15 protein-coding genes and 2 pseudogenes are annotated in these 22,723 nt (G+C 59.3%); 4 read left to right on the top strand and 13 right to left on the bottom strand.

Annotated elements, in window-relative coordinates; all coding sequences use genetic code 11:
• Window positions 1-9: 9 nt before the first annotated feature.
• Window positions 10-906: pseudogene (locus AB5287_RS02275) on the bottom strand (IS1249 family transposase); the annotation flags it as partial.
• Window positions 907-948: 42 nt separating this feature from the next.
• Here AB5287_RS02275 and AB5287_RS02270 point away from each other — a divergent pair.
• On the top strand, window positions 949-1,464 hold the full coding sequence (locus tag AB5287_RS02270; protein WP_226784147.1) for a helix-turn-helix domain-containing protein: 516 nt from the start codon (window positions 949-951) through the stop codon (window positions 1,462-1,464).
• 241 nt (window positions 1,465-1,705) lie between these two features.
• Here the strand turns inward: AB5287_RS02270 and AB5287_RS02265 are convergent, their stop codons facing one another.
• The gene (locus tag AB5287_RS02265) at window positions 1,706-2,329 is read right to left on the bottom strand and encodes an IS110 family transposase (RefSeq protein ID WP_007058465.1); all 624 of its coding nucleotides are present in this window, start codon (window positions 2,327-2,329) and stop codon (window positions 1,706-1,708) included.
• A gap of 252 nt (window positions 2,330-2,581) precedes the next feature.
• Here AB5287_RS02265 and AB5287_RS02260 point away from each other — a divergent pair, with 252 nt between their 5' ends.
• Both AB5287_RS02260 and AB5287_RS02255 read left to right on the top strand, forming a co-directional pair.
• A complete protein-coding gene (locus tag AB5287_RS02260) occupies window positions 2,582-4,225 on the top strand; it encodes a sugar transferase (RefSeq protein WP_368220690.1) in 1,644 nt (547 codons plus the stop codon).
• Window positions 4,226-4,586: 361 nt separating this feature from the next.
• Entirely contained in the window at window positions 4,587-5,048 is a 462-nt protein-coding gene (locus AB5287_RS02255) for a helix-turn-helix domain-containing protein (protein ID WP_179132462.1), read from the top strand.
• On the opposite strand, the gene AB5287_RS02250 is transcribed toward AB5287_RS02255, so the two are convergent.
• The 3 genes and pseudogenes from AB5287_RS02250 to AB5287_RS02240 form a co-directional block, all read right to left on the bottom strand.
• On the bottom strand, window positions 4,996-6,015 hold the full coding sequence (locus AB5287_RS02250; RefSeq protein ID WP_080574825.1) for an ISL3 family transposase: 1,020 nt from the start codon (window positions 6,013-6,015) through the stop codon (window positions 4,996-4,998). The genes AB5287_RS02255 and AB5287_RS02250 overlap by 53 nt on opposite strands.
• Window positions 6,016-6,062: 47 nt before the next feature.
• Window positions 6,063-6,254 (bottom strand): hypothetical protein, encoded by a 192-nt coding sequence (locus tag AB5287_RS02245; RefSeq protein ID WP_032682610.1) that lies wholly within the window; start codon window positions 6,252-6,254, stop codon window positions 6,063-6,065.
• A 181-nt stretch (window positions 6,255-6,435) separates the two neighbouring features.
• Window positions 6,436-8,218: pseudogene (locus tag AB5287_RS02240) on the bottom strand (DUF4012 domain-containing protein).
• 367 nt (window positions 8,219-8,585) lie between these two features.
• Here AB5287_RS02240 and AB5287_RS02235 point away from each other — a divergent pair.
• Window positions 8,586-10,175, top strand: a complete 1,590-nt coding sequence (locus AB5287_RS02235) for an MDR family MFS transporter (protein ID WP_368220688.1) — start codon at window positions 8,586-8,588, stop codon at window positions 10,173-10,175.
• Between the two features lie 98 nt (window positions 10,176-10,273).
• On the opposite strand, the gene AB5287_RS02230 is transcribed toward AB5287_RS02235, so the two are convergent.
• The 8 genes from AB5287_RS02230 to AB5287_RS02195 all read right to left on the bottom strand — a co-directional run bounded on the left by AB5287_RS02230 (window position 10,274) and on the right by AB5287_RS02195 (window position 22,491).
• Entirely contained in the window at window positions 10,274-11,641 is a 1,368-nt protein-coding gene (locus AB5287_RS02230) for an Nramp family divalent metal transporter (RefSeq protein WP_368220546.1), read from the bottom strand.
• A 333-nt stretch (window positions 11,642-11,974) separates the two neighbouring features.
• Window positions 11,975-12,718 (bottom strand): HNH endonuclease family protein, encoded by a 744-nt coding sequence (locus tag AB5287_RS02225; protein ID WP_032745962.1) that lies wholly within the window; start codon window positions 12,716-12,718, stop codon window positions 11,975-11,977.
• 3 nt (window positions 12,719-12,721) lie between these two features.
• Entirely contained in the window at window positions 12,722-13,591 is an 870-nt protein-coding gene (locus AB5287_RS02220) for an aldo/keto reductase (RefSeq protein ID WP_368220544.1), read from the bottom strand.
• 635 nt (window positions 13,592-14,226) lie between these two features.
• Window positions 14,227-16,920, bottom strand: a complete 2,694-nt coding sequence (locus tag AB5287_RS02215) for a glycosyl hydrolase 53 family protein (protein ID WP_368220541.1) — start codon at window positions 16,918-16,920, stop codon at window positions 14,227-14,229.
• A gap of 195 nt (window positions 16,921-17,115) precedes the next feature.
• Window positions 17,116-18,171: a LacI family DNA-binding transcriptional regulator gene (locus AB5287_RS02210; protein WP_007055713.1), complete on the bottom strand. Its 1,056-nt coding sequence runs from the start codon at window positions 18,169-18,171 to the stop codon at window positions 17,116-17,118.
• Between the two features lie 43 nt (window positions 18,172-18,214).
• Complete coding sequence (locus AB5287_RS02205; RefSeq protein ID WP_368220538.1) at window positions 18,215-20,347, bottom strand: beta-galactosidase; 2,133 nt, start codon at window positions 20,345-20,347, stop codon at window positions 18,215-18,217.
• A gap of 186 nt (window positions 20,348-20,533) precedes the next feature.
• A complete protein-coding gene (locus AB5287_RS02200; RefSeq protein WP_007055725.1) occupies window positions 20,534-21,541 on the bottom strand; it encodes a carbohydrate ABC transporter permease in 1,008 nt (335 codons plus the stop codon).
• Between the two features lie 2 nt (window positions 21,542-21,543).
• A complete protein-coding gene (locus tag AB5287_RS02195) occupies window positions 21,544-22,491 on the bottom strand; it encodes a carbohydrate ABC transporter permease (protein WP_368220687.1) in 948 nt (315 codons plus the stop codon).
• Between the last annotated feature and the right edge of the window lie 232 nt (window positions 22,492-22,723).

Below are 22,723 nucleotides of genomic sequence, written 5' to 3'. Positions count from 1 at the left end.
ACACAAACACCGCAGTCCGCGGTGGCGGCGCAGCATGTCGCGCAGGCGCGCGTTCCATGATTCGACGAGGTTGTTCGTGGACGGCACCGGGCCGACGGACGCGAGCCCCTCGTCGAGGAACGTGAACAGCTGACCCTCCCGGATGCGTCTGCGGATCATGCGCCGTGCCTTGACGAGCCTTTGGTGCATGTCGTTCACACTGCCGTCGGCGTATTCGCTCTTCTCGTCGAGGAACGAGGCGAAGTCCTGCTCCCACCGGTTGTAGGAGACCAGCCATTCGGCCGCGCCGCCCGCGTCCCCGACGCGGGGCAGGGACAGGGCCACCCGGCGCAGCCGTCCGCCCGCCTCGAGTCTGGGCCGCCTGCCGGCCGGTTCGAGGATGTTGGCCTGCACGTGGAACAGGCACCGCTGGATCCGCGTGTCCGGCCACATGGCCTTCGCGGCCTTGAGGACGCCGCCCCCGCCGTCGCATACGAGCACGTCCGGCGGCGCGATGCGCGCCATCAGGCACTGCCATGCCGCCGCTTTCTCGCTTTTGGCGACGTGCCAGCCGATCACGTGCCCGCCGGCCACCGCGATCAGGACCACCGCGTCGCGGTGCAGGTGGATGCCGTCCACATGCACCACATGATGCACCTCGTCCACCAGGGGCACGGGCGGCCACAGGCTCCACATGAGCTCGCACCGGCGGCGCAGCGTGCGTGCCGGCAGCCGGTGCCCGGCCTGCGACTGCTTCGAGAACAGCCAGTCCAGACCGCACCGCAGATCACGGGCGCTGTTGTCGCGCGACTGGGTGCGCGAGCTCCCGCAGCCGGCGTTCCGGCACCGCCACCTGATCCGTCCCGAGCTCGTCCTTCCGTTCCGCTTCATCGGCTCGCCGCACACGGCGCAACAAGGTGTGTTCATCCACCCAATCTGCCACGCCAACTCGAAAGTCACTCAACCGTTGTGCCGCAAGGCCTGACCGGCTATTCCGGACACACATTCTGGCCGACCTCGAGTTCCCCGCCCATACAACTCGAACAGGAGAAACGCCCACTGCCACAAAGGAACACAAGCCAAAACGGACACACATTTTGGCCTATAACCCCAACCGCCTTCATCAAGGGACTCACCCAAGCTGATTTATCCGAGCGCACCGGTCTAAGCCGCCCTTGGATCAACCAATTCGAACAGGGCAAAATCGAGAACGCCAGCATCGGCCGTATCCTGACATTGTGCAACGCCCTTGGAATCACTCTCACAGTTTCCTACGGCACCCCCGAGGAGACAAACGAAACAGCCCCCAGTAACGCACAACTTTCACTATCGATGCCGGGCCATACGCTCATGTCAAGAGCTATGCGATTCTGGAACCGGTCAACGGAACGCCCCGGCTGGCACCACTCTATGACAATCCCTGTTCGCCTACGACACGCAACACAAAGCACACGCATCCTGCAATGGTTCACTGATGCCGAGTAATGGTCATAGATGACCTGCGCATATAACACAAGCGTTCCGCACGTCCTCAGGGGGCCCATGATAGAGGGGTGTTCCTATGTTTTTGTCAATCTTTGTGTGGGGTGTCGTGTTGGTGTGTGGAGGTGTTCCTATGTTTTTTGTCAACTCCTTGGGGAGTTGACGTGTCGGGATTCCGGCTGGCTGTCGTGGGCGCGCTTCGCCCTGCCGGTGGCGTCCGGCGTCCTTTCCCGTGTGGCCCGGTTCAGGCTACGAGGACTGGTTCCTGGTAGAGGACGCCGTTTTTGAGCATGCTGTAGATCACGTCGCATCGGCGGCGCGCGAGGCAGATGACGGCGGCGTTGTGGTGCGTGCCCTGTTCGCGTTTGCGCTTGTAGTAGGCGATGGACGGCGGGTGTTTGGTGCCGGCGACGAACAAGGACTGCCACAGCGCGTTCCTGAGGCGTTTGTTGCCCCGTCCGGAGGGTCTCTCGCCCTTGATGCCGGTGCCGGACTGGCCGGTGACCGGAGCGATGCCGGCGTAGGCGGCCAGGTGGGCCGCGCTTTTGAAGTTGGCGATGTCGCCGCCGATGCCGAGGAGGATGTTGCTTGCGGTCCTGACGCCTATCCCGGGCATCGACGTCAGGACCGTGAGAAGAGGGCGGTCCTCCAGCAGGGCCTCGACCTGCGTGCCGATCTCGCGACGCCGGTCCTTGATGGCCTTGATGTCGCGGGCGATGGAGGGGATGATGGTTTCGGCCATGCCGGTGCCGGGCATGGTGACGGTCTGCTCGCCGATGGCCTTGAACATGTCGTCGATGATGCGGCCGGCGCGAAGCCCGTTGGACCTGGCCCAGTCCTTCACGTCCTCGATCCCGGCCCGTTTCATGCCCGCGGGGCCGCCGTACCGTTCGAGGAGCGCGAGCGTCGCGTCGCGGGTGGCGCGTTCCCCTTTCAGGACGCGTTCGAACGCGGGATGAGCAGCATTCGTGCTAGGATGTGCAGAAGAATGAAAGAACAAGGGCATTGTTCCTCTGAAGGTTGAGGGGAACCACAGAGGAAGAATTTAGACATCATGTCGAAAGATAGAGGTACAGCATTCGTATCATCCACGCAAAATAATGGTACTGGCACCAGGTCAATGCCTCATGTGAGGATCAGCGCCAGCCGAGCGTCGGCATCGTTCTCTGCACCGGTGGATACGGCAGCCATCACGCCGACATTCTTTGACGGTACTTATTTCTCTTCTGCTCCGGACGGTAGCTCTACTCACAACGACAATATGGGCACTCACTATCTCACCGGCTATTCCATTCCGAAATGGCGCTACATTTACAACACCACACTGGTGGCACTCGACCTGTTGACGACCATTGCGGCCTCAGGAATCGTGTTCTTGTTCCGTCCTTCCGCCTACGCATACGTGCGAGGCATAGGTCCTGGAGAATACGGCATATTCAGCTTCCTGGCGCTGGCTTGCGCCTCTTGGCTCATCAGTCTATATGCTGCACGCACTTACGAACGGCATACCATGGGTGAAGGTTACGCCCTGTATGCCAAGCTACTCAACGCAGCGTTCATTGACTTTATCATGCTATGCACGTTGGGCTACCTCTTCCATCTCAGTCTTCCCCGGTCATTAAACATCTTCGTTCCTCTAGTTTCACTAGTACTGGTCATCATCGAGCGTTGGGCGATGCGCTGTGCCTTGCACCGCAACCGTATGAAGGGCGAATTCAACTATCCCACGGTAGTAATCGGTTCTCCAGAAGGAATCCATGACGCGCTCGAACAATTGCGCCAATGTCCAAGTGTTGGCTATGCACCGGTTGCTGTGTGCCCGGTTGTTTCGGCCAAAAAAGAGGATGATGCCGATCAGGCTCACCATCTGGTGTCGGTACCATTCGCCCCCGCTAATGATAGCGAAGCTCGGTTGAAGGTATTACCACTTAATTCCCATCTGCCTCAGACAGCCAAGCGTATGAAAGCACGCACTGTGCTAGTGGCCGACGTACTGACCCGCGATTCCGAAACCATGCGTACGTTGTCGCTCGCGGTGGAGTCCATGGGCATTGAGTTGGCAATGACTGCGTCCGTGGCCGATCTAAGCGGCGCAGATCTGCACTTCCGCAATGATCCGAGTATGCCGGTGGTCACTGCTAGACTCACGCAGTATTCAGCTATTACTCGCATTCTCAAGCGTATTTGCGATATCGTGCTTTCCGCCATCGCCATTATTCTGAGCTCGCCCATCATGCTGTGGGTGGCGTATAAAGTCAAACGAGAAGACGGCGGCCCGGTGTTCTATTCACAAACACGCATTGGCATTTACGGCAAGCCGTTTACCATGTATAAGTTCCGTTCCATGCGTACCGATGCCGACGAGATCAAGGCCAAATTGGCTAAGGAACGTGGCATTGAGAATCGCTTCATTTTCAAACTCAAGGATGATCCGCGCGTGACCAAGATCGGTCATTTTATTCGCAAGACGTCTCTGGATGAGTTCCCGCAGTTCTTTAACGTGTTCAAGGGCGATATGAGTCTGGTCGGGCCTCGCCCGCCGCTGCCTGAGGAAGTCGCACGATATGGCATGCTGTATTCCACACGACTGTTGGTGAAGCCTGGTATTACTGGGCCTTGGCAGATTTCCGGACGCAGCGATTTGACTCAGAAACAGTCGGAATATGCGGATGTGTCATATATTCAGGACTGGTCCATTACCGGAGATATTGCGATTCTGTTGAAGACAGTAGTCGCTGTGTTTAAGGGAACTGGGTCATACTGAGTTTTCTTGAGTCTTCGCCAGTTTGTGTAGTGAGGGGCGGGGTCGGTGTCGTTGCCGAGTTCTTCCTGTGTGCGGGTATGAAAGGGGCGTTCTCCTGTTAGGTTTGTTTCCGCCAAAAACACAAACAGAAAAAACAGAGGGAACGCCTTTGCCCACCATATCAGCCGGCGTGCCGCGCATCGAGAAGGACCCACATGGCGGAGACGTCGTCATAGTCCCGGTGCGACCGTACGCGAAGGACATGGACCGGTGCACCAGGTGCGGGAAGCATGTCAGGCCGTACGACCGGCTAGGCGTGCGCCGGTGGCGTCACCTCGACATCGGGTGCGCCAGGCTCATGCTGGAGTACGCGCCGCCGCGCGTGACATGCGCTGATCACGGCGTGACCGTCGCGATGATGCCGTGGGCCAGACGCAAGAGCACGTACACGCGCGATTTCGAACAGCAGACGGCGCTTCTGAACGTGCACGCGCCCAGAAGCGCGGTGAGCCGGCTGATGCGCATGGACTGGAAGAGCGTGGGCCCGGTATGCAGACGGGTCGCCGACGACCTGCGAGCGGAGCAGGGTCCGGGCCTGTTCGACGGGCCGCGTTCCATCGGCGTGGACGAGACCAGCTACAGGAAGGGCCACAAGTACATGACCGTGGTCGTCGACCACGACCGGGGGCGCGTCATCTGGATGCATCAGGGTCACGGACAGAAGGTGTTCGACGAGCTTGTCAAATTGTTTGTGTATGGGACTTATTTGAGGCTTCTGCTGTTTTCGTGGGTTAGATCGTGGGTTGTGGTAGTCGGATGTCGAGTCCACCGCATCGGAGCATGATCAGGGCGATGAGGTTGGTGACGCGGTGGAAGCCGTAGGCCATGCGGATGGTGACCTTGATCCTGTTGTTGAAGGCCTCGAGCCTGGCGTTGGAGTAGCCCAGCTGGATCGTGCGCAGGATGTCCGGCCGGCGGCGTCGGATCTTCTTCGCCGGTTCGACGATCTCGGGTATGCGTGAATGCGAGGCCCGGAACACCCAGTGCCTCAACTCGCCCCTGGCCTGTTCGAGCGGGTGCTTGAGCAGGGTCCTCAATAGTTCCTTGAGTTGCCATGAACGGTAGAGCTGGCCCTTGGGGCCTGTGTTCCGCAGGTTCCCGAACGCCTCGGACTGTCTGTCGGTCAGGTCGCCGGGGTTCTTCAGGACCGCGTATTTGACGCCGCGCATGCGCTTCGTGGTCTTCTCATCGCCGTCGCGGCGCGCCTGGTTCCACAGGCGTTTCCTGACCTTGTCGAGCGCGTCGGTCATCCAGCTGACGATGTGGAAGCCGTCCAATACGCGTTCGGCGTTCGGGCGCCACCGGCCGACGCACGGGTCGATCCAGCGGGCCCCGTCGCCGGTGACGACCCTGATGGAGGCGTGCTGTTCGGGCGTCAACGCCTTGAAGAACAGGTCGAACACGTCCCCGCCGACCCCGTCGTGCGCCCAGATGACCCGGTGCCGCTCGTGGTCGACGACCACGGTGATGTACGTGTGGCCCTTGCGATGGCTGGTCTCGTCCACGCCGATCGCGTGCAGGCCGTCGAACGGCGACGGCATCGACGCCTTGACGCGTTCCGCGACCCGACGGGCGACGGTGCCGGCGGTCCTCCACGACACATGAAGGAAACCGCTGACCGTCTTCTGGTTCGCGACCGTCATCAGCCACGCGCACTCCGCCTCGAAATCCCTGGTGAACCGGCTGCCCGGTTCCGCCCACGGCACGGAGGCGACCACGACGCCGCACCTCGGGCAGTCCACGCGCGGCATGGCGGCGACCAGTTCGACGCGCCAGCAGCCCCGAAGTCCTGGCCACGCTAGCGGCGCACGCCGCCGCCCTGGTCATACCCGCGGCGCCTCCTTCCGCAGCGGGAGCATCTGAGCGCGCCCGCACGCGGGCGCACGCGGACCTCGAGCACGGGCTCGGGACGCAACGGCGAGTCGACGATCCGCACGTCCTCGACCACCGTGCCTTTGACGTTGAGAAGCTGGTTGAATATGCTGCTCATCAGGCGCTTTTTGGCTGTGCTTTTCTTGGTCGTTAAACAGCCTACCCAAAAAGCGCTCTTCTCTTACTCCCACAACGGTTCAACAACGAACCACCACCCACGAAAACAACAACAGCGCCGTTTTTTGATCCCTCCCTCAGTCAGCGCGACTGACAGCTCCCTCACAGAGAGAGCTCAGTTTTTACTGCTTGTTGATGGAACAGGCAGCGGTGTCAGTGGTGACACCGGAATCAGTCCAGCCCATTGGAGTTTGGTCGATGGTGAGGTCGGAGACGGCCTTGATAGAGGTAGTCACATCAAAGGAGTAGGTAACGGATTCTCCAGGGCCGATATTGGCGATGCTGGCATACACGGTCTTGCCATTCAAAGTCTCCTGACGACTACCAGTCACCGTACCACCTGAGGTTTGAAGATTCGTGAGGCTGCCTCCCGCAGGAGCGTAGATTAAGGTTTTCTCTACGCCACGGCCTTGTTGATCAGCGTTTACACTGAGAATATACGTTCCGGCAGCTCCAGCTATGCCAATCTGGTTATCGTCTATCGTATTCGTCATCGTATATTCCACATGGTAGGTCTGAGAACCATCATTATTGCAGGCGGAACGAGTTATCTTCGACGTGCGGTGAATATACCACCCCATCTTTGACGGGTTCTGCTCAGTCACATACACACCCGCCTGCGGATGTTCCTCACTGCTCGGAGTCTGTGCAGTGAAGCCTGCATCGCTAATAGTCTTCTCAGTAGCCTCGTCAAACGAATACATTGAGAAGCAACGACCTTCCGACATACTTCCCATCAGTTGCGCTACCTTGCTCAGCTTCGTCAAATCCAAATTAGAGAACATGTTACTAACTGTTTGCTCGGCGACTTGGGCAAAATAGGTGTCCTGCATGTAAACCGGATAATCGATATACACCTTGTTTAACAGGAATTCAGCAGTGTTGCCTCCGGCGAGCACACGGCCATCAGAAAGCGTGATGTTGCCGTTGATTTTCACCAATTCCTGCAGAAACACCGGATCAACCATGAGCACACCATCCAATGGAGTGTCACGTCCCCATGATGTGCGCTGCCAGATAGACTGCATACCTTCTGCAACACGAGAGGTATCAGGATATACAGCCAAATCACGGATATCGAACGACATTTTCAGAGGCCCCCACTGCTCGAAAATACGCTGTTCATCTTCCGTTGGATCACCAGCACCATACGGGATGCACTCTTTGTTCGAGCGGAAATCCCCAATACTAATCTTGCCGTTGTCCGTAGTCACCACACCCACGGAACCAATCAGGCCACCGGATGAGCGCTCCTCCGAAGTGGTCATGGCCATCAACGCGTATGTACGCGTCTGGCCAGAGCCGAGAAAATTCGGCGGAATCTGGAATATGCCAGATAGCTGATCAACCCTATCGGCCAATTTCGTTAATTGAGTCTTGCCGGTGTTGTAGGCATCGTTGACTATGCCGATATGGGCCTTCGGCAGATTCTGATATTTCTGGACCTGCTGTTGCAGCGATTCATTGGCTGAGACAATGGTCTTCTGCGCCTCCAGAATCGGCTGAATATTCAGCTGCCCATCCCCTGTGCTCAGTTGCGCATTCTTCAAAGTAGTCAGCACATTCATAAACTGCGGCACCGAGTCGCCAATCAATGAATCCACTACCGAAGTCATGCCCTGCACGGCGGTAATGTCATCGCCATACACTGGCAGTTTCGAGGCAATGTTCCACAGCGTGCCATGCACAATATCGTTCGCCGCGGCGGTTTCGGTCTTCGCTTGATCGATCTGCTAACTCACCTTATCAACGTTGTCGAGATTGCTGAGATCGGATATGCCACCCAACAATTGCAAAGCCTGCTCCTCATGAGCCTTAACCTGCTTGGCTTCCGGAATACGGTTTCAATCCGCAGAATCCACACACGCCTAACAGCACCACGAGCAATGCCAGAATCGACACCACCCATGGCCAGACACGGTGCCTTCTGCTCGGAATACTTACTGCGTGCCCTGCCCTATGCCTGCTCATACCAATTCCCAAAATGTCTGAGCCAACTTGCATATCTATGCAATGACCAACCGCCTATTATGCCCCGGTCTCTTGCGAAAAGTGGGTTCGCTCCCCGCTTCTGCACATATTCCGAACCGACTGGGCACCCCCAGGTATAACGTATTGGGGTGCTTTTGAGAGGCTGCCCGGCCAAGCACATGAAGAGACGGTCGCCGAAACCATCGATTGTTGCGCGACATATGACGCCGCATGAAGAACCGACATGCCAACCGACACCGCCCAAAGCCATCAGGCCGAGCAACGGAAGTGGAGTGTGTGCGTGGCTGGAGAGAGCGGAATCAAGAACCGTCGTGGCGAACTGCAACGAGTGCTGAGCCAAGAGGAATCGTACGTTGACGGCAAGCTGAGTCATGCCGCGTTTATTTCGATCGCAATCCTGACCTTCATCACCTTTGTCGGCAACTTTACCCAGCTGCAACTGAGCTCGGCGCTGCCGATCATCGTGTCGGAATTCCATATTTCCGTGACCACAGGCCAGTGGCTGACCTCCGTGTTCCAGCTGGTTATGGGCGTGATGGTGCCGCTGACCGCGTTTCTGACCCGGCGCTTCTCCACCCGCCAGATCGTCATCTGCTCGATGGCGGTGTTCACACTCGGCTCCGTGCTGGCATGGTTGGGGCCAAACTTCGTATGGGTGCTGGTCGGGCGCGTGCTCGAAGCTGCCGGCACAGGCGTGATGTGGCCGGTGCTGCAAATCACCGTGTTCTCCATTTACCCGCTGTCTCGCCGCGGGTTTGCCATGGGCACGGTGGGCATGGCCATGAGCGTGGCACCAGCCATCGGCCCCACCTTGGGCGGCTGGCAGACCGATGCCAACGGCTGGCGCTCGATCTTCCTGACCATGACCATCATTGGCGTAATCTCGCTGCTGGCGGCCATGTTCGGACTGCATAATTTCGGTTCACACGACCCTTCGGCCCGCGCGGACTTCTTCTCGGCATGCCTGTCGGTGATCGGCTTTGGCGGGCTTATGTTCGGCTTCACCAATTCAGAGACCTATGGATTCGCAGCACCGGTCACGTGGGGGCCGATGGTTGTGGGACTGGTCGGCATCGTGTGGTTTGTGATGCGCAACCTGCGCGCTGGCAAGCGGTATCGCGAGGCCGTAGCCAAGGACGAGTCGGCACTCCCCCAGCCGCCGCTGCTGGACTTGGAAGTGCTGAAGAACCGTTCGTTCACCGTCGGCACTATTACCGCGTCGCTGGCATTTTTCGCCTTCAGTTCGATTTTGGTCATCATGCCGCTCTACATCCAGACTGACCGCGGCTATTCGGCCACGATGAGCGGTCTGATCATGCTGCCGGGCGCCATCGGCCAGTGCGTCTCCCAGTTCTTCGGCGGCCGCGCGATGGATCGGTTCGGCGCGCGCCCGGTGGCTTTGTTCGGTTCGATTGTGTTGACCCTTGGCACCTTGGGCATGTCGCTGGTGGCGATGGATACGTGGATCTGGTGGGTATCGATCTGCCAGTTCATCCGTCAGATCGGCATGGGTTTCCTGCTGATGCCGATTACCACGTGGTCCCTGAATTGCCTGAACGGGCCGAGCGAAGTGTCCGCCGGATCATCGGTGACGAATACCGCGCGTCAGATTGCGGGCGCTGTGGGCGCACCCGTGTTGGTGATTCTGATGGAAACGTTTGCCGCTTTGCATAAGCAGGGCGGCGCCTCCGCCGTCGCCGCTTCGATTTTCGGCATTCAATGGGCGCTGCGAATCTCCGCAATAATCTGTCTGGCAATGGTGTTGATGGTGTTCTTCGGCGTCAAGGGCGACGGTGCCGGTCGTACGCGAGACATTATTTCCTTGCGCGCGCTGCGCGAACGGCGTGCGCGGCGTATGGCTGCGAACTGACGGCAGATTCAACCATTCTCAACATAATAAGAAACCCCGGTTCCAACACCGGGGCTTCTTATTATGTTGTGCTATCGCAGGATTTCAGCTGGAGTCTATTACGCCCTGCCCATCAGCGTCAGGACAATCAGCAGCACGTTGAGCGCCACAATCAGTGCCACCACAATCATAAAAATCACGTGCTTGACGGTTCCATCAGCCCACTTGCCCATGAGTTCCTTGTCATGCGTGTATCGCATCAGCGGAATCACGGCGAACGGGATGCCGATGGAAAGCACCACCTGGCCGATGACCAGCGCCTGAGTCGGGTCCTTGGCGAACCACAGCACAATCAGTGCCGGCACCAGCGTGACCACGCGGCAGGCCCACATCGGGGCGTTGACGTGCAGCAGACCGTGCATGATTTCCGAGCCGGCATACGTGCCGACCGATGTGGAGCTCAGCGACGAAGCCAGCAGGCCGATGGAGAAGATCGTGCCGATCACCGGGCCAAGCACCTGCGCGATCGCCCGCTGTGCGCCGTCGATGGAATCCGTGCCAGACATGCCGTGCAGCGAGTTGGCGGCGAGCACCAGCATCGCCAGATTCACGGTGCCGGCCAGCAACAGCGCCCAGACCACATCGATTTTCGAGCCTTTCAGCTGCGTTTTGATCGACGGCTTTTCGCCGCCTGCGTAATGGTCGTTCACCAGCGTGGAGTGCAGGTAGATGGCGTGCGGCATCACGGTGGCGCCCAGAATCGAGGCGGCCATCAGCACCGAGTCGGTGCCCTGGAAGCGTGGAATCATGCCCTTGACCACTTCGCCGGGGCTCGGCGGGTCCACGAACAGGCCTGCGATGAAGCCGAATGTGATAATCAGCAGCATCACGATGATGATGCGCTCGAACGTGGTTTGCGTCTTGCCACCTTGGAACCACAGCATCACCGTGGAGATTGTGCCAATCGCCAAACCGCCGATGAACAGCGGCAATCCGAACAGCAGGTTCAGGGCGATGGCACCGCCGATCACCTCGGCCAGATCGGTGGCGATGGCGATGACTTCAGCCTGCATAAAGAACATGAATCGGCCGGCGTCGCTCATACGCTCACCCAGCAGTTCCGGCAAGGATTTGTTGGTCACGATGCCGAGTTTGGCGGACTGATACTGGATAAGCACGCTCATGGCATTGGCGAGCACCAGCACCCACACCAACAGGTAGCCGTATCGCGCGCCGGAGGTGATGTTGGCCGCCACGTTGCCAGGATCGACGTAGGCCACGGCCGCCACGAACGCGGGGCCGAGGATGCTGGCCAGCGCATGGTCATGCGGCTTTTTCTTGCCGTTTGCCACGGTTCCAGCTCCGGCTCCGACTCCGGCAAGCTGGCGTTCCTTCTCGATTTCCGGTGTTTCCTGTTCGATGTCTGCCACGGCGTTCGTCATAGTGGTTGCCGCAATGGCATCTGCTGCGGTGTGTGTTACTGCCATATCGTCTGTTCCTATTCCCTTCTCCCTTCATACCGGGCTCAGTTATAGCGCGGGCATGTTTCCCGCGTCAACAGACGGACAATCTGCGGACGATTGATGGATGACTGGCGGACTGGCAGCTGGCATTCCCCGCCATCTCGCTCATGAAATGTGACAAACCGCCGAAAACTCGCTCATGAAATGAGGAAATTACTAGAAAACTCGCTCATGAAATGTGCCAGACGGTAGAAAACTCGCTCATGAAAGTGCAGCTGACAGTGCTATCTGCTTTGAAAGCAGATAGCACTCTGCGAATGGCCTAATGTACCTCTCTCAAGCGAGATACCCTTCCTCTTACTGGTCTGCGGGCACGGCCTGGCCCGGGCAGGTGTGGAGGACGGCGAGCATGGCGTCCTTTTCTTGGGAGGTGACGGTGAGCTGGTACTTGTCTTTGACGCCAATCTGGCGGGCCACGTAATCGCAACGGTAGTCGGCGTTGGTGGGTAGCCAGTAGGCGGCGGAAGCCGAACCCTTCTCCTGATTGGCCGGGCCGTCGACGGCCAGCAGGTTGTAGGGGTCATTGCCGAATTCATGGCGTTTGGCAGTGGACCAGTCGTGCGCACCGGATTGCCAAGCGTTTTCAAGGGCCACCACATGGTCGATCTGCACTTTGGCGCTGGTGGCGCGGCCACGTACAAAATGGATGATCTGAGCGGTGTACGGATCGGCCAGTGTGCCGGACTCGACCACACAGGAACCGGCGTATTTGTAGGTGATGTCCGTGAGATCACGGGCGAGCACGTCGTCGCGTACGTCGCAGCCATTGCCGTCGACGTCGGTGGTGCGGAAACCGAAGGAATCGCGGTCGTAGCCGGAGGAGCTTTGGTTGTCGTCTACGGCGAGCGCGTTCAAAGTGTCGGCGGCTGAACCGGTGGCAGTGTAGCCACCGGTGATTTTGGCCGCGTCGGAGCTGACCTGCGGCAGTAGCAGGCCGATGGTCACGCCGATTGCTGCGGCGAGAACGATGAGAATCAGCACGCGCTCCAGCGGTCCAGAGGCGTTGAAACGACGGCGGAAGTGGGCGTTACGACGTGCCATCAATCACGCATAGGTGAAGGTGAGGGGGTCGTGGCCGGCGCGGGTGGGGCCGTCGAGGGCGTCGATGGCAGCGTGTTCATCGGCGGTCAGGGCGAAGCCGAACAGGTTGAGATTCTCCTTCTGGCGGTCAGCATGCACGGACTTGGGGATGATGATCGTGCCGTTTTCGATGTGCCAGCGCAGAATCACCTGGGCCGGGCTGACCTCATGGGCGGCGGCGATCTTCTCGATGGTGCCGTCGCCGGCGTTGAGGTCGGCGCCACGCGCCATCGGCGAGTAGGCCTCCACGGCGATGCCGTGCTTCTTGCAGAACGCCACCACTTCGCGCTGCTGCCACGTGGGGTGCAGCTCAATCTGATTGACGGCCGGCCATGCGCCGGTCTCCTCGTGCAGACGCTTCAGATCGGCGGGCATGAAGTTGCATACGCCGAGTGTGCGTGCCATGCCTTCGTCGCGCAGCTTGACGAACGCCTTCCAGGTGTCGGTGCTGCGCCAGTCGAACGGCGTGGGCCAATGGATCATGTACATGTCCACGTAATCGAGCTGGAGGAGTTTCAGCGAGTTGTCGAAAGCTTTGAGCGCGGAGTCGTAGCCCTGCTGGGAGTCGCGCAGCTTGGTGGTGACCCACAGGGTCTCGCGCTTGGTGCCCTTGTTGTATCCGGAAGCGGCGAGCGCGCGGCCCACGCCGGCCTCGTTGTTGTATCCGGCGGCGCCATCGATATGGCGGTAGCCGGCTTCCAACGCGGATTCGACGACGGGGACCACGCCCTCGTCGTCGATACGTAGCACGCCGAGACCGACTTGCGGAATGGAATGGCCGTCTTTCAAGGCGATGTCCGGCACGTTGGCGGGGTTGATGTGTCCGTTGGTCATGGCTTGTGATGCTCCTTCATGTACTGCAACTACACGCCACTGTACACGGTTATGCAGGCGATGTGCGGGTGCTGCAACCAAACGGCATGATTGCGCCCGGCCTTCCGTGTGGGAGAGCCGGGCGCAATCATGACAACATCACGCTCTACTCCTGCGACCGGCCCTCGCCCTATTGTTCCCGGGCGCGAATTTGCCCCGGTACAGGCGTCAATCGATTGACGTTTGCACCGGGGCAGAAATCGTTGTCCCGGTACGCAATTTCGGGCCATTTTCGAGAACCAGGACAAGACAATCCCCAAAGTCCACATACCCCGACAAACAGAATCGGCGGAATACAGCCAATCCCGAAATCAACATACTGTCCCGGTTCTCACGTAGAACGATTGACGTGCAAACCGGGGCAACGGGAATTGTCCCGGTACGCGAAAAACACCCGTTTTCGCAAACCAGGACAGTGATTTCTGTCCTGGTACCCACATCAAACGATTGATGCACGAACCGGGACAGAATCGCATCGCTGCGCCGAGACAGACGCATCTGACAGCCGACAACCGATAAACGACAGCCGACAGATGGCATCTGGCAGCCGGTTGCCGGCTGCCAGCAACCGCATCATAATGCCGCATCAGTCTCTATCAGGAGCGCTTACGACGCAAAGCAAGCGAGACCCCGCCGGCCACGCCGAGAACGACAACCGCAAGACCCACGGCAGTCACCGCGCTACCGGTATTGCTCAGCACACCAGTGATCTTGTCGCCATTCGCACCGTTGGTCTTATCGCCCTCGCCCGTATCGGGATTGATAGTAGCCCCGCCATTACCCGCACCGTCCGAGCCGTTGCCGGAACCACCTTCGGCCCGAGCGGTAACCGCAACCGTATAGGTTTCGGTGACATTCGGATTCGACTTGAGCGTTACGGTAACCTTCGCCGCATCAGCGGGAGCGGAGAAATCGTAATCGAGCGTGAACTGGCCGGCGGAAAGCGTCACGTTACCCATGCCTGCGGAATAGTTGCCCACGACCTTGAGATCATGGTCAGCATCGATGGCATCGCCCACCTGATAGGTGGTTTTGCTTGGCGTGACGGTCAGGCTGGAGACCTCCTTTTGGGCGAGGCCGGCAATGGCATCGGCAACAAGCTTGATCACATCGTTCACGTCCTGCTCGGTGTAGGTGCTGCCGGCAAGCAGCACGTCAGCGGCGGCAAGCGCCTGATCGAGTTTGGCGAGCGACTCGTTGGTGTACTCATCGCGATTGATTTTCCCGGCTTCGGCCACGGCCTTGTCCAGGTTCTCCGTGGATGGCTTCACCGGAGTTTCGGTCTTTTTGACGAGTGAGACCTTGTCCACATTGCCCCATGCGTCGGCAGGCAGGTTGCCCGTGATGGTGATGGTCGCTGTGCCATCAGCACCCACGGTGACAGGCACGGTGGCGGTATCGAACTTAACCCAACCGTTGAGTTCCAGCGCATCGGACGTGGTCTTGCCACCCGTTGTGGCGGAGAGGGCCACACCATCGGTAATAGCGGCGTTGTCCGCTGCCGCGCCTTGGCTCATGGCGGTCAGCACGTATTCGCCAGGCTCGAGTCCGGTGATGGTCTGCGTGGCGGAGAAACTGTAGGCATCGGATGCCCAAAACTTCAGCGCGCGCTTGCCGTCGGCGGCGTTGCCACTGTCTTCGGTGATGGACGCACCGGTGCCGGCAATGGTCCAGTTCTTATCGTTCTCAGCGTTCTCGAAGCTGCCGTCCGTTACGTAATCCTTGGCGGGAGTGGCGGTGACGGTGACGGTGACGGTCACGTCGTGGCCAGCGTTGGTGGTGCCGGTGATGGTGTATGTGCCTGCGCCACGAATCCAGTCAAGCGCAGCGGATTGCCAGGTCACGGTTTCGGTCTCGTCCACCCCATCCTGATAGTGTGCGGTCACCTCACTCGGCAATTGCGCTTTGATCGCGTCGATGGAATCCGAGTCAGTCGCGGTAATCTCCACTGGATCTATCTTGGTGAACACATGATCGGTGACGGCACCGGTGTGAATGTACTTGAACGTCGGCAGAGAGGCGAGCGCCTTGCCATCGAAATCGAACAAAGCTTGGTTATCGACACCTGAGCCGCCCCAGTACAGGCCGGCGTCATTGGGATCGTATTCGCCGGCCGCTTCAGTGGCCCAGCCGCCACCGTACTTGTTCCACGTATCCACCAGTTCGGCGTTATCCTTGCCGCCGGTGCCCACGGGCACCCATGCGGGCTCCCAGTAGAACACACCCAGGCCGTCATTTTCGCCATCGCCATCATTGTCGCCGATATTGTTCACGGCCTCGGCGACCGCGCGAATCTCATCGGCCTGGCCTTGCGGGCTGATGTCGTATTTCTTGAGGTTATCGGCGGTTACTTTACTGGGCACTGTGTTGGAATCGTCGTCGCCATCATCCAAGGTGTATGCCCACGACGTTTCCGCCACCATCACATCTTTCTTATAAGTGGAGGCCACGTTCTTGAGCACGCTGGCGAGGTTTTCGGTGGTGCCATGCCAGAACGGGTAGTAGGAGCTGGCGAACACATCGTAATCCACATTGTGGTTGCTCAACTGTTTGGCGTAAGTGGCGTAGGTGCCGGCTTTCTCCGGGTTGGTGAAATGAATGACGACCTTGGCTTCGGGGAGCACTTCGCGTATGGCTTTGGAACCTGCGGAGAATACTTTGGACATGCCGTCCCAGCCGGAGATGCCGGCGATTTTCGCAGTGGTTTCGTTGCCGACCTGCACCATGCCGACGTCCACGCCGGCTTGTTTGAACGTGGTCAGAGTCTGCTTGGTGTAGTCGTATACGGTGTCGGCGGTTTTGTCCGCGTCGCCTTCAAAGGATTTCCACGCCTTGGGCACCTGCTGCTTGCTGGGGTCGGCCCAGAAATCGGAGTAATGGAAGTCGACCAGCACTTTCAGCCCTGCTGCCGTGGCTCGCTTGGCCATGGTCAGTGCGCGATCGGCGTTGACGTTGCCGCCGCCATATCCTTGGCCGTCTGCGGTGAACGGATCGTTCCACACACGCAGACGCACATAGTTCACGCCGGATTCCTTGAGCAACGTGAACAAATCCTCGACCTCGCCATTGGCGTTCTTGAACGTGACGCCGCTTTCTTCCAGCGAGAGCATGGATGAGACGTCCATACCGCCGATGAAATCATCGCTTAAGCCTTGGATGGCCTTGACCGAAACGTCGGCTTTAACTGGTTCTTCTTCGGCGGCGTTTACAGTGAACGTGCCTCCTGCGCAGAGCATTATGGCGGCCACGCCGGATGCCATAATGCGAGTAAGCGCGGTATTTCGGCGCATGCTTTTTCTCCTTTGAATGGTGAACGCTCAGAACGAACGCCCAGTGATGCTTGGCGCTTCCTTTCCTTATGCGCCACGCGGTACAGCTGTGTACCACGCAATCGTCACCTTAGCACTTTATGCCGTGTTGGTCAACCGGTGTATCAACGCCTCGTACGGCCCAGTACAGCAACACCAGCATTACAGCAATGTCGTTCAGCGTGTGGAGGCGCGGGCGATGACCTGGGATTCGGTGGTGAGCAGTTCGGACTTGGTGATGCTGCCGTCGATACGTCCGAGGATGCGATCCACTGCCGTGGGAGCCGTCCAGTCAAGGCGGGAATCCATGGTGGTCAGCGGAATCTGCAGGTAGGGGGCTTCCTCGTTGTTATCGAAGCCGATGACCTGCACCTGCACGGGCACCTCATAACCAGCGGTGCGCAGAGCGGTCAATGCGCCGATGGCCAACTGATCGTTCAAGGCAATCACACCGTCGAATGGCACGCCGGAATCAATGAGCCGCTGGGTCACACGGGCACCGGCTCCGATGGTCCAATCCTGATCGGTGTTGCCAATCAGCTGCGGATCCAAGGAGAGCCCACGCCTACGGGTCTCTTCGATGATGCCGCGCAGACGCAGCTGCGCGTTGCCTTCTACGGCATTCAGCAATGCATCTTCGTCGTAAACGTCACGGGCACCGATCACTGCAAGTCTGGTGGAACCGCGGTCATACAGGTAGCCTGCGGCCATGGCGGCTGCGGATACATCGTCTGGGGTCACGTGATCCACAATGCCCCACGTGGTACGCGCGCCAACGATGACCAGCGGAAAATCAACCTTCAGATCATCGGGCGAAATGTTTTCCACCTCGCTCATGGAAAGGATCATGCCATCGGACACCGTGGAGTTGAACTTCTTCAGCAGATCGCGCGCGCCTTTCGCGGAGCCTTCCGCATACGTGGTGACGTATACGGAATAGTCGCGCTGACGGGCGGCCTCGATGGTGCGGTTGGCGAGCTCGGCCAGATATGGCGGAATCAGCGAAGGCACGGCGAGGGTGATGAAGCCGGTGTGATCGCGGTTGAGGTTGCGGGCGGCCACGTTGACTCGGTAGTCGAGGTCCTTAATGACCGACTCGACCTTGGCACGGGTCTCATCTGTCATACGCCCGGAGCCATTGATCACGTTCGACGCAGTTTTGAGCGATACACCGGCGGCCTGAGCGACATCGCGTAGCGTCACTCGACGCTTGGCTGTTTTCTCGTCGCTCATGCCGCACTCCTCTATCCGGACAACATTGCCATTCTAGCGCGGTTTAGCAGGACGTTTTAGCGATAAGAATGGCGTTGCGGTTCAGCGTATATCCAACGGCGTCAGTCTCGCAACGGTGGGCGATGATGGGATCACCTTCCACACCGTTGATGGCGACGGGCTGGTTTGAGCGGTTGAGGTAGAAATCGAAGCGGGTGGAGCCGTCTGCGGATCGGCGGATGGTGTGCAGGATGCGGGGATCTGTGGTGGGATAGGTTGGAGTTTGACCACTCTCAGTCGGCTGCGCCGACAACTCCTGCCATCGGGAGCCAAGTGCTTTGAGCAACTGGGCAATGTCGTGACGGTTGAGGTCGCAGCCCACGTAGATGGCGGTACCGTTGCCATAGGGGCGGCTGGTGATGGCGGGGGTGCGCTCCAGCTCCCAGTCGGCGGCGGACTCACCTGCGTAAGAGGCAAGCACTGTGGTGTCCGCGGCTACGGAAGTCACGTCGTTCTGCCACAGGCGGGCCGTCAGACCATTGGACAGGCTGATTTCGCTGGGCTCGCCTTCGGCTTCTTCACCGAGGATGTTGAATTCTTCGGAGCGGATGCCGAGCATGTCGCGTAGGAGCCCGTTGCCGGCGCCGGGGTAGCCGCCGAGGCCGATGTGGAAGTGCTCGTCGATCAGGCCGGCGGCATAGCCGACGATGACGGTTCCGCCGGCCTTCGCGAAGTCGGCGATACGGAGAACGTCTTCGTCGGACAGGCTGAGCACGGTGGGCAGCACGATGGTTTTGTAGCCGGTCCAGTCGTAGGCGAGCGGCACCACGTCCGCGCGCAGCCCGGCATCCAGGAAGCCGCGGTACCAGTCGCGCACGTCGTGCCAGTGGTTGAGTTTCATGCTGGGCAGGGTTTCGGAGCGTGTGGCCCATTCGGATTCCGCGCTGAACAGGATCGCCGTGCCGGCACGCTCGAGCTCAGTGCCCTGCAGCCCGGCGTCGGAAAGGGTCTTCAGCGCCTTACCGAGCTCGCATACGCCGCGGAAGACCTTGGAATCGGCGCCCGCGTGGGGCAGCATGGCGGAGTGGAACGCCTCGGCGCCCGACTTGGATTGCCGCCATTGGAAAAAGCAGATGGCGTCGGCGCCCATGGCCACGTGGGCCAGGGAGTCGCGCATGAGTTCGCCGGCCCGTTTGCGTGTGTTCAGCGGCTTCCACTGCACGGCTGAGGTGGAGTGCTCCATCACGTACCACGGCTTGCCCAGCGCGAGGGAGTCCATGAGCGCGTCCGAGCAGGCGAGTTCGTCCAGGTGGGATTCGCCCTCATGGAAGTAGTGATCGTTGGACACGAAGTCCACCTCATCCGCCCATTTGGCGTAGTTCATGACGCACTGGTCGGTGGAGACCATGAAGTTCGTGGTGAACGGCTTGTCGGGGCAGATCTGCTCGATGGCGTCGCGTTCGGCTTTGTAGAAGTCGAGCAGCATGTCGTTGCCGAACCGCTCGTAATCCAACTGCTGCGACGGGTTGACCATGGCGTCGCCGCCCATGTGACGTGGCAGCAGCACCTCGTCGAAACTGTTCACGTGCTGCGACCAGAAGGCCGTGCCCCACGCCTCGTTCAACGTGTCGATGGTACCGTACTTGGCCTCGCACCACGTGCGGAACGCGGCCAAGGCGTTGTCGGAGTAGTCGTAGCGGTTGTTCCAGCCGTATTCGTTGCCCATGTGCCAGGCGGTCACATACGGGTTGTCCTTGTAGTGTTCGGCAAGTTTGCGGCACAGGTGCAGCGCGTATTCCTTGAACACCGGGCTTGTGGGCTGCCACGACTGGCGTGAGCCCGCGTTGACGGTATGACCATACCGGTCTACCGGCAGCACCTCTGGATGGGATTCGTACAGCCACAGCGGCGCGGCGGCTGTGGCGGAGGCCAAGTCCACGGCGATGCCGGCTCTGCCGAGCCTGTCGATCACATGGTCGAGCCACTCGAACGTGAACGCGCCCTCGACCGGCTCGATCTTGTCCCAGCTGAAAATTGCCAGCGATACGACGTTCACGCCGGCCTCACCCATGAGACGGATATCCTCGTCCAGCGTCTCCTCGGGCCACTGGTCCGGGTTGTAGTCGCCGCCGAACGCGATGCCGCGGCCGGATTCCGTCAGCAGGGACGGCCACCTAAATGCTCTATGAGTAGTCATATTAATCAAATCCTTTATTGTATCGGTTTGCGGGAAGTGCTGTGCTTGCAGGTTGTGAACACCAGAGAGGCCGCCCCCGCTGGCGGGGCTGTCAGCGAAGCTGACTGGGGGTGGTCGCCAGTCGAATCCCCATATGACCACCCTCAGTCCGCTCCGCGGCCAGCTCCCGTCAGAGGGAGCCAGAGGTTACTCCTTGACGGCGCCTGCGGCGAGGCCTGACTGCCAGTACTTCTGCAGGCACAGGAACGCAATCACCAGAGGGATGATCGTGATCAGCGAACCGGTAATCACGAGGTTTTGGATAGCTTGACCGCCTGCGGTTGAAGCCTGGTCCTTCCACTGGTTCAGACCGATCGTCAACGGGTACCAGTTGGAATCCTTCAACATGATCAACGGCAGGAAGTAGTTGTTCCACGTCGCTACAATGGCGAACAATGCAGTGGTCACGATGCCGGGTGCCAACAGCGGCAGGGAAATCTGGAAGAAGGTGCGGAACTCGCCGGCACCATCCACGCGCGCGGCTTCAAGCAGCTCATCCGGCACGGCCTGATCGGAGAAGATCCACATCAGATACAGACCAAACGTGGATACCAAACTCGGGATAATCATCGACCACGGGGTGTTCGTGAGGCCCATCTTGGCGAACAGCAGGAACTGCGGCACGGCCAGCGCGATACCCGGCACCGAAATGGCGCCGATGATGATCACGAAGCACAGCTTACGGCCGGGGAAGCGGAACTTGGCCAGCGCATAGCCGCCCATGATGGCCAGCAAGGTGGCACCGCCGGCGCCGACCACCACATACAGAATCGTGTTGACGAACCAGCGGCCGAAGATACCGTCCTGATAGGTGAACACCGTGGCGATGTTGTCGAACAGGGCGAACGTTTTGCCGAAACCGAGGCCGAACGTCGAAGTGAAGTCGGACTGGGTCTTGGTGGCGTTAATCATCAGGTAGACAAACGGGAAGAGGCAGTAGACCGCGAAAATCGCGCACACGATGGTCAGGGCCATCGAGCGGGTCGGGTTCGCCGGGTTGGAGAAACCGGTTTTGGCGGCGCGCTTGCGCTCGGCCTTCTCGTCGGCGTCGATGCGCTTCTGACGCTCCTTCTCGGCCTTCTTGGCGGCCTTTTCCTGAGCCTTGAGATCGGCCAGGGTCATGGTTGTTGTTGAAGTCATGGTTGCAGTGCTCATAATTACTTCATCTGCTCCTTCATACTCTTAAGCTGGACGACATACGCAATGGCCATGGTGATGATGGCCATCACGATGGCCAGAGCTGCGGCATAGTTGCTCTGATTGCCGGTGAAGCTCAGGTTGTAGGCGTACATGTTCGGCGTGTAGTACGTGGTGATCGCGTTGCCCGGAACCATGTTCTGCAAAATGCTCGGCTCGTTGAACAGCTGGAAGCTGCCGATGATCGAGAAGATCACCGTGATGGCCAGCGAGCCCTTCAGCTCCGGCAGCTTGATCTTCTTAACAATCTGCCACTCCGAAGCGCCGTCGATGGAGGCGGCCTCATACAAGCTGTGTGGAATGGTGCTTAGGGAGCTGTAAAAAATCAGCATGTTGTAGCCGGCATATTCCCACGTGTTGATGTTCGCGATGGATGCAAGCAGCACGTCGGGGTTGAGCACATCGATGTTGGTGCCGAGGAAGTCGTTGAGGGAGCCGACCAGACCGTATTTGGCGCCATACACGAAACCCCAAATCATGGTGGAGACCACTGCGGGCACCGCATAGGGCAGGAATGTGGAGATGCGGAAGAACTTGGTGCCATGCAGCTTCATCGAATCCAAAGCGAGGGCCATGGCTGCGGCCAGAAACAGCATGATCGGCACCTGGAATACGGTGAAGATAGTGACGCGGCCCACCGAGCTCCAGAACTGCGGATCCTGAATCAGTCGGGCGTAGTTCTCGAAGCCGACGAACTTGGTGCCGCCGATCATCTGCTTCTTGAAGAAGGAGATGTAAATGGCGTACACAATTGGGATGATGAACACGAAGACGAACACCACGGCGAACGGCCACATGAACTTCCAGCCGCGCCAGTCGGCCTTGTGCTTGTTGACGCGGGCCTCGGCCGTGTGCAGATCCGCCTCCTCAGGCAGGATTCCCACCGTTGGCTGCGGGGCTGCGGCCATTGTTTGATCGGACATAATCGATTGCTTTCTTGGAATACGGATTGCTGTGCTGCGCCCGCTACCAGGGGGTCGCTCGATTGGAGCGGTCACGTCAGGCGAGGGCACGGGAAAGCGGGGACACTGGGGAGCATCCCCGCTTTGGGAGATCGGGCGGCTAGGCGGAAGGAGAGTGGCCTAGCCGCAGGTTTTGATTGTTGGTCAGTGCCGGATGTACCGGCAATAGATCGGTTGC

The sequence above is a fragment of the Bifidobacterium sp. RTP21102st3_E2_RTP21102_210122 genome, from assembly GCF_040916945.1.
GTDB classification, from domain to species: Bacteria; Actinomycetota; Actinomycetes; order Actinomycetales; family Bifidobacteriaceae; genus Bifidobacterium; species Bifidobacterium longum.
Note: the sequence above shows the minus strand (reverse complement) of the source record. Positions and strands in the feature narration are given on the sequence as shown.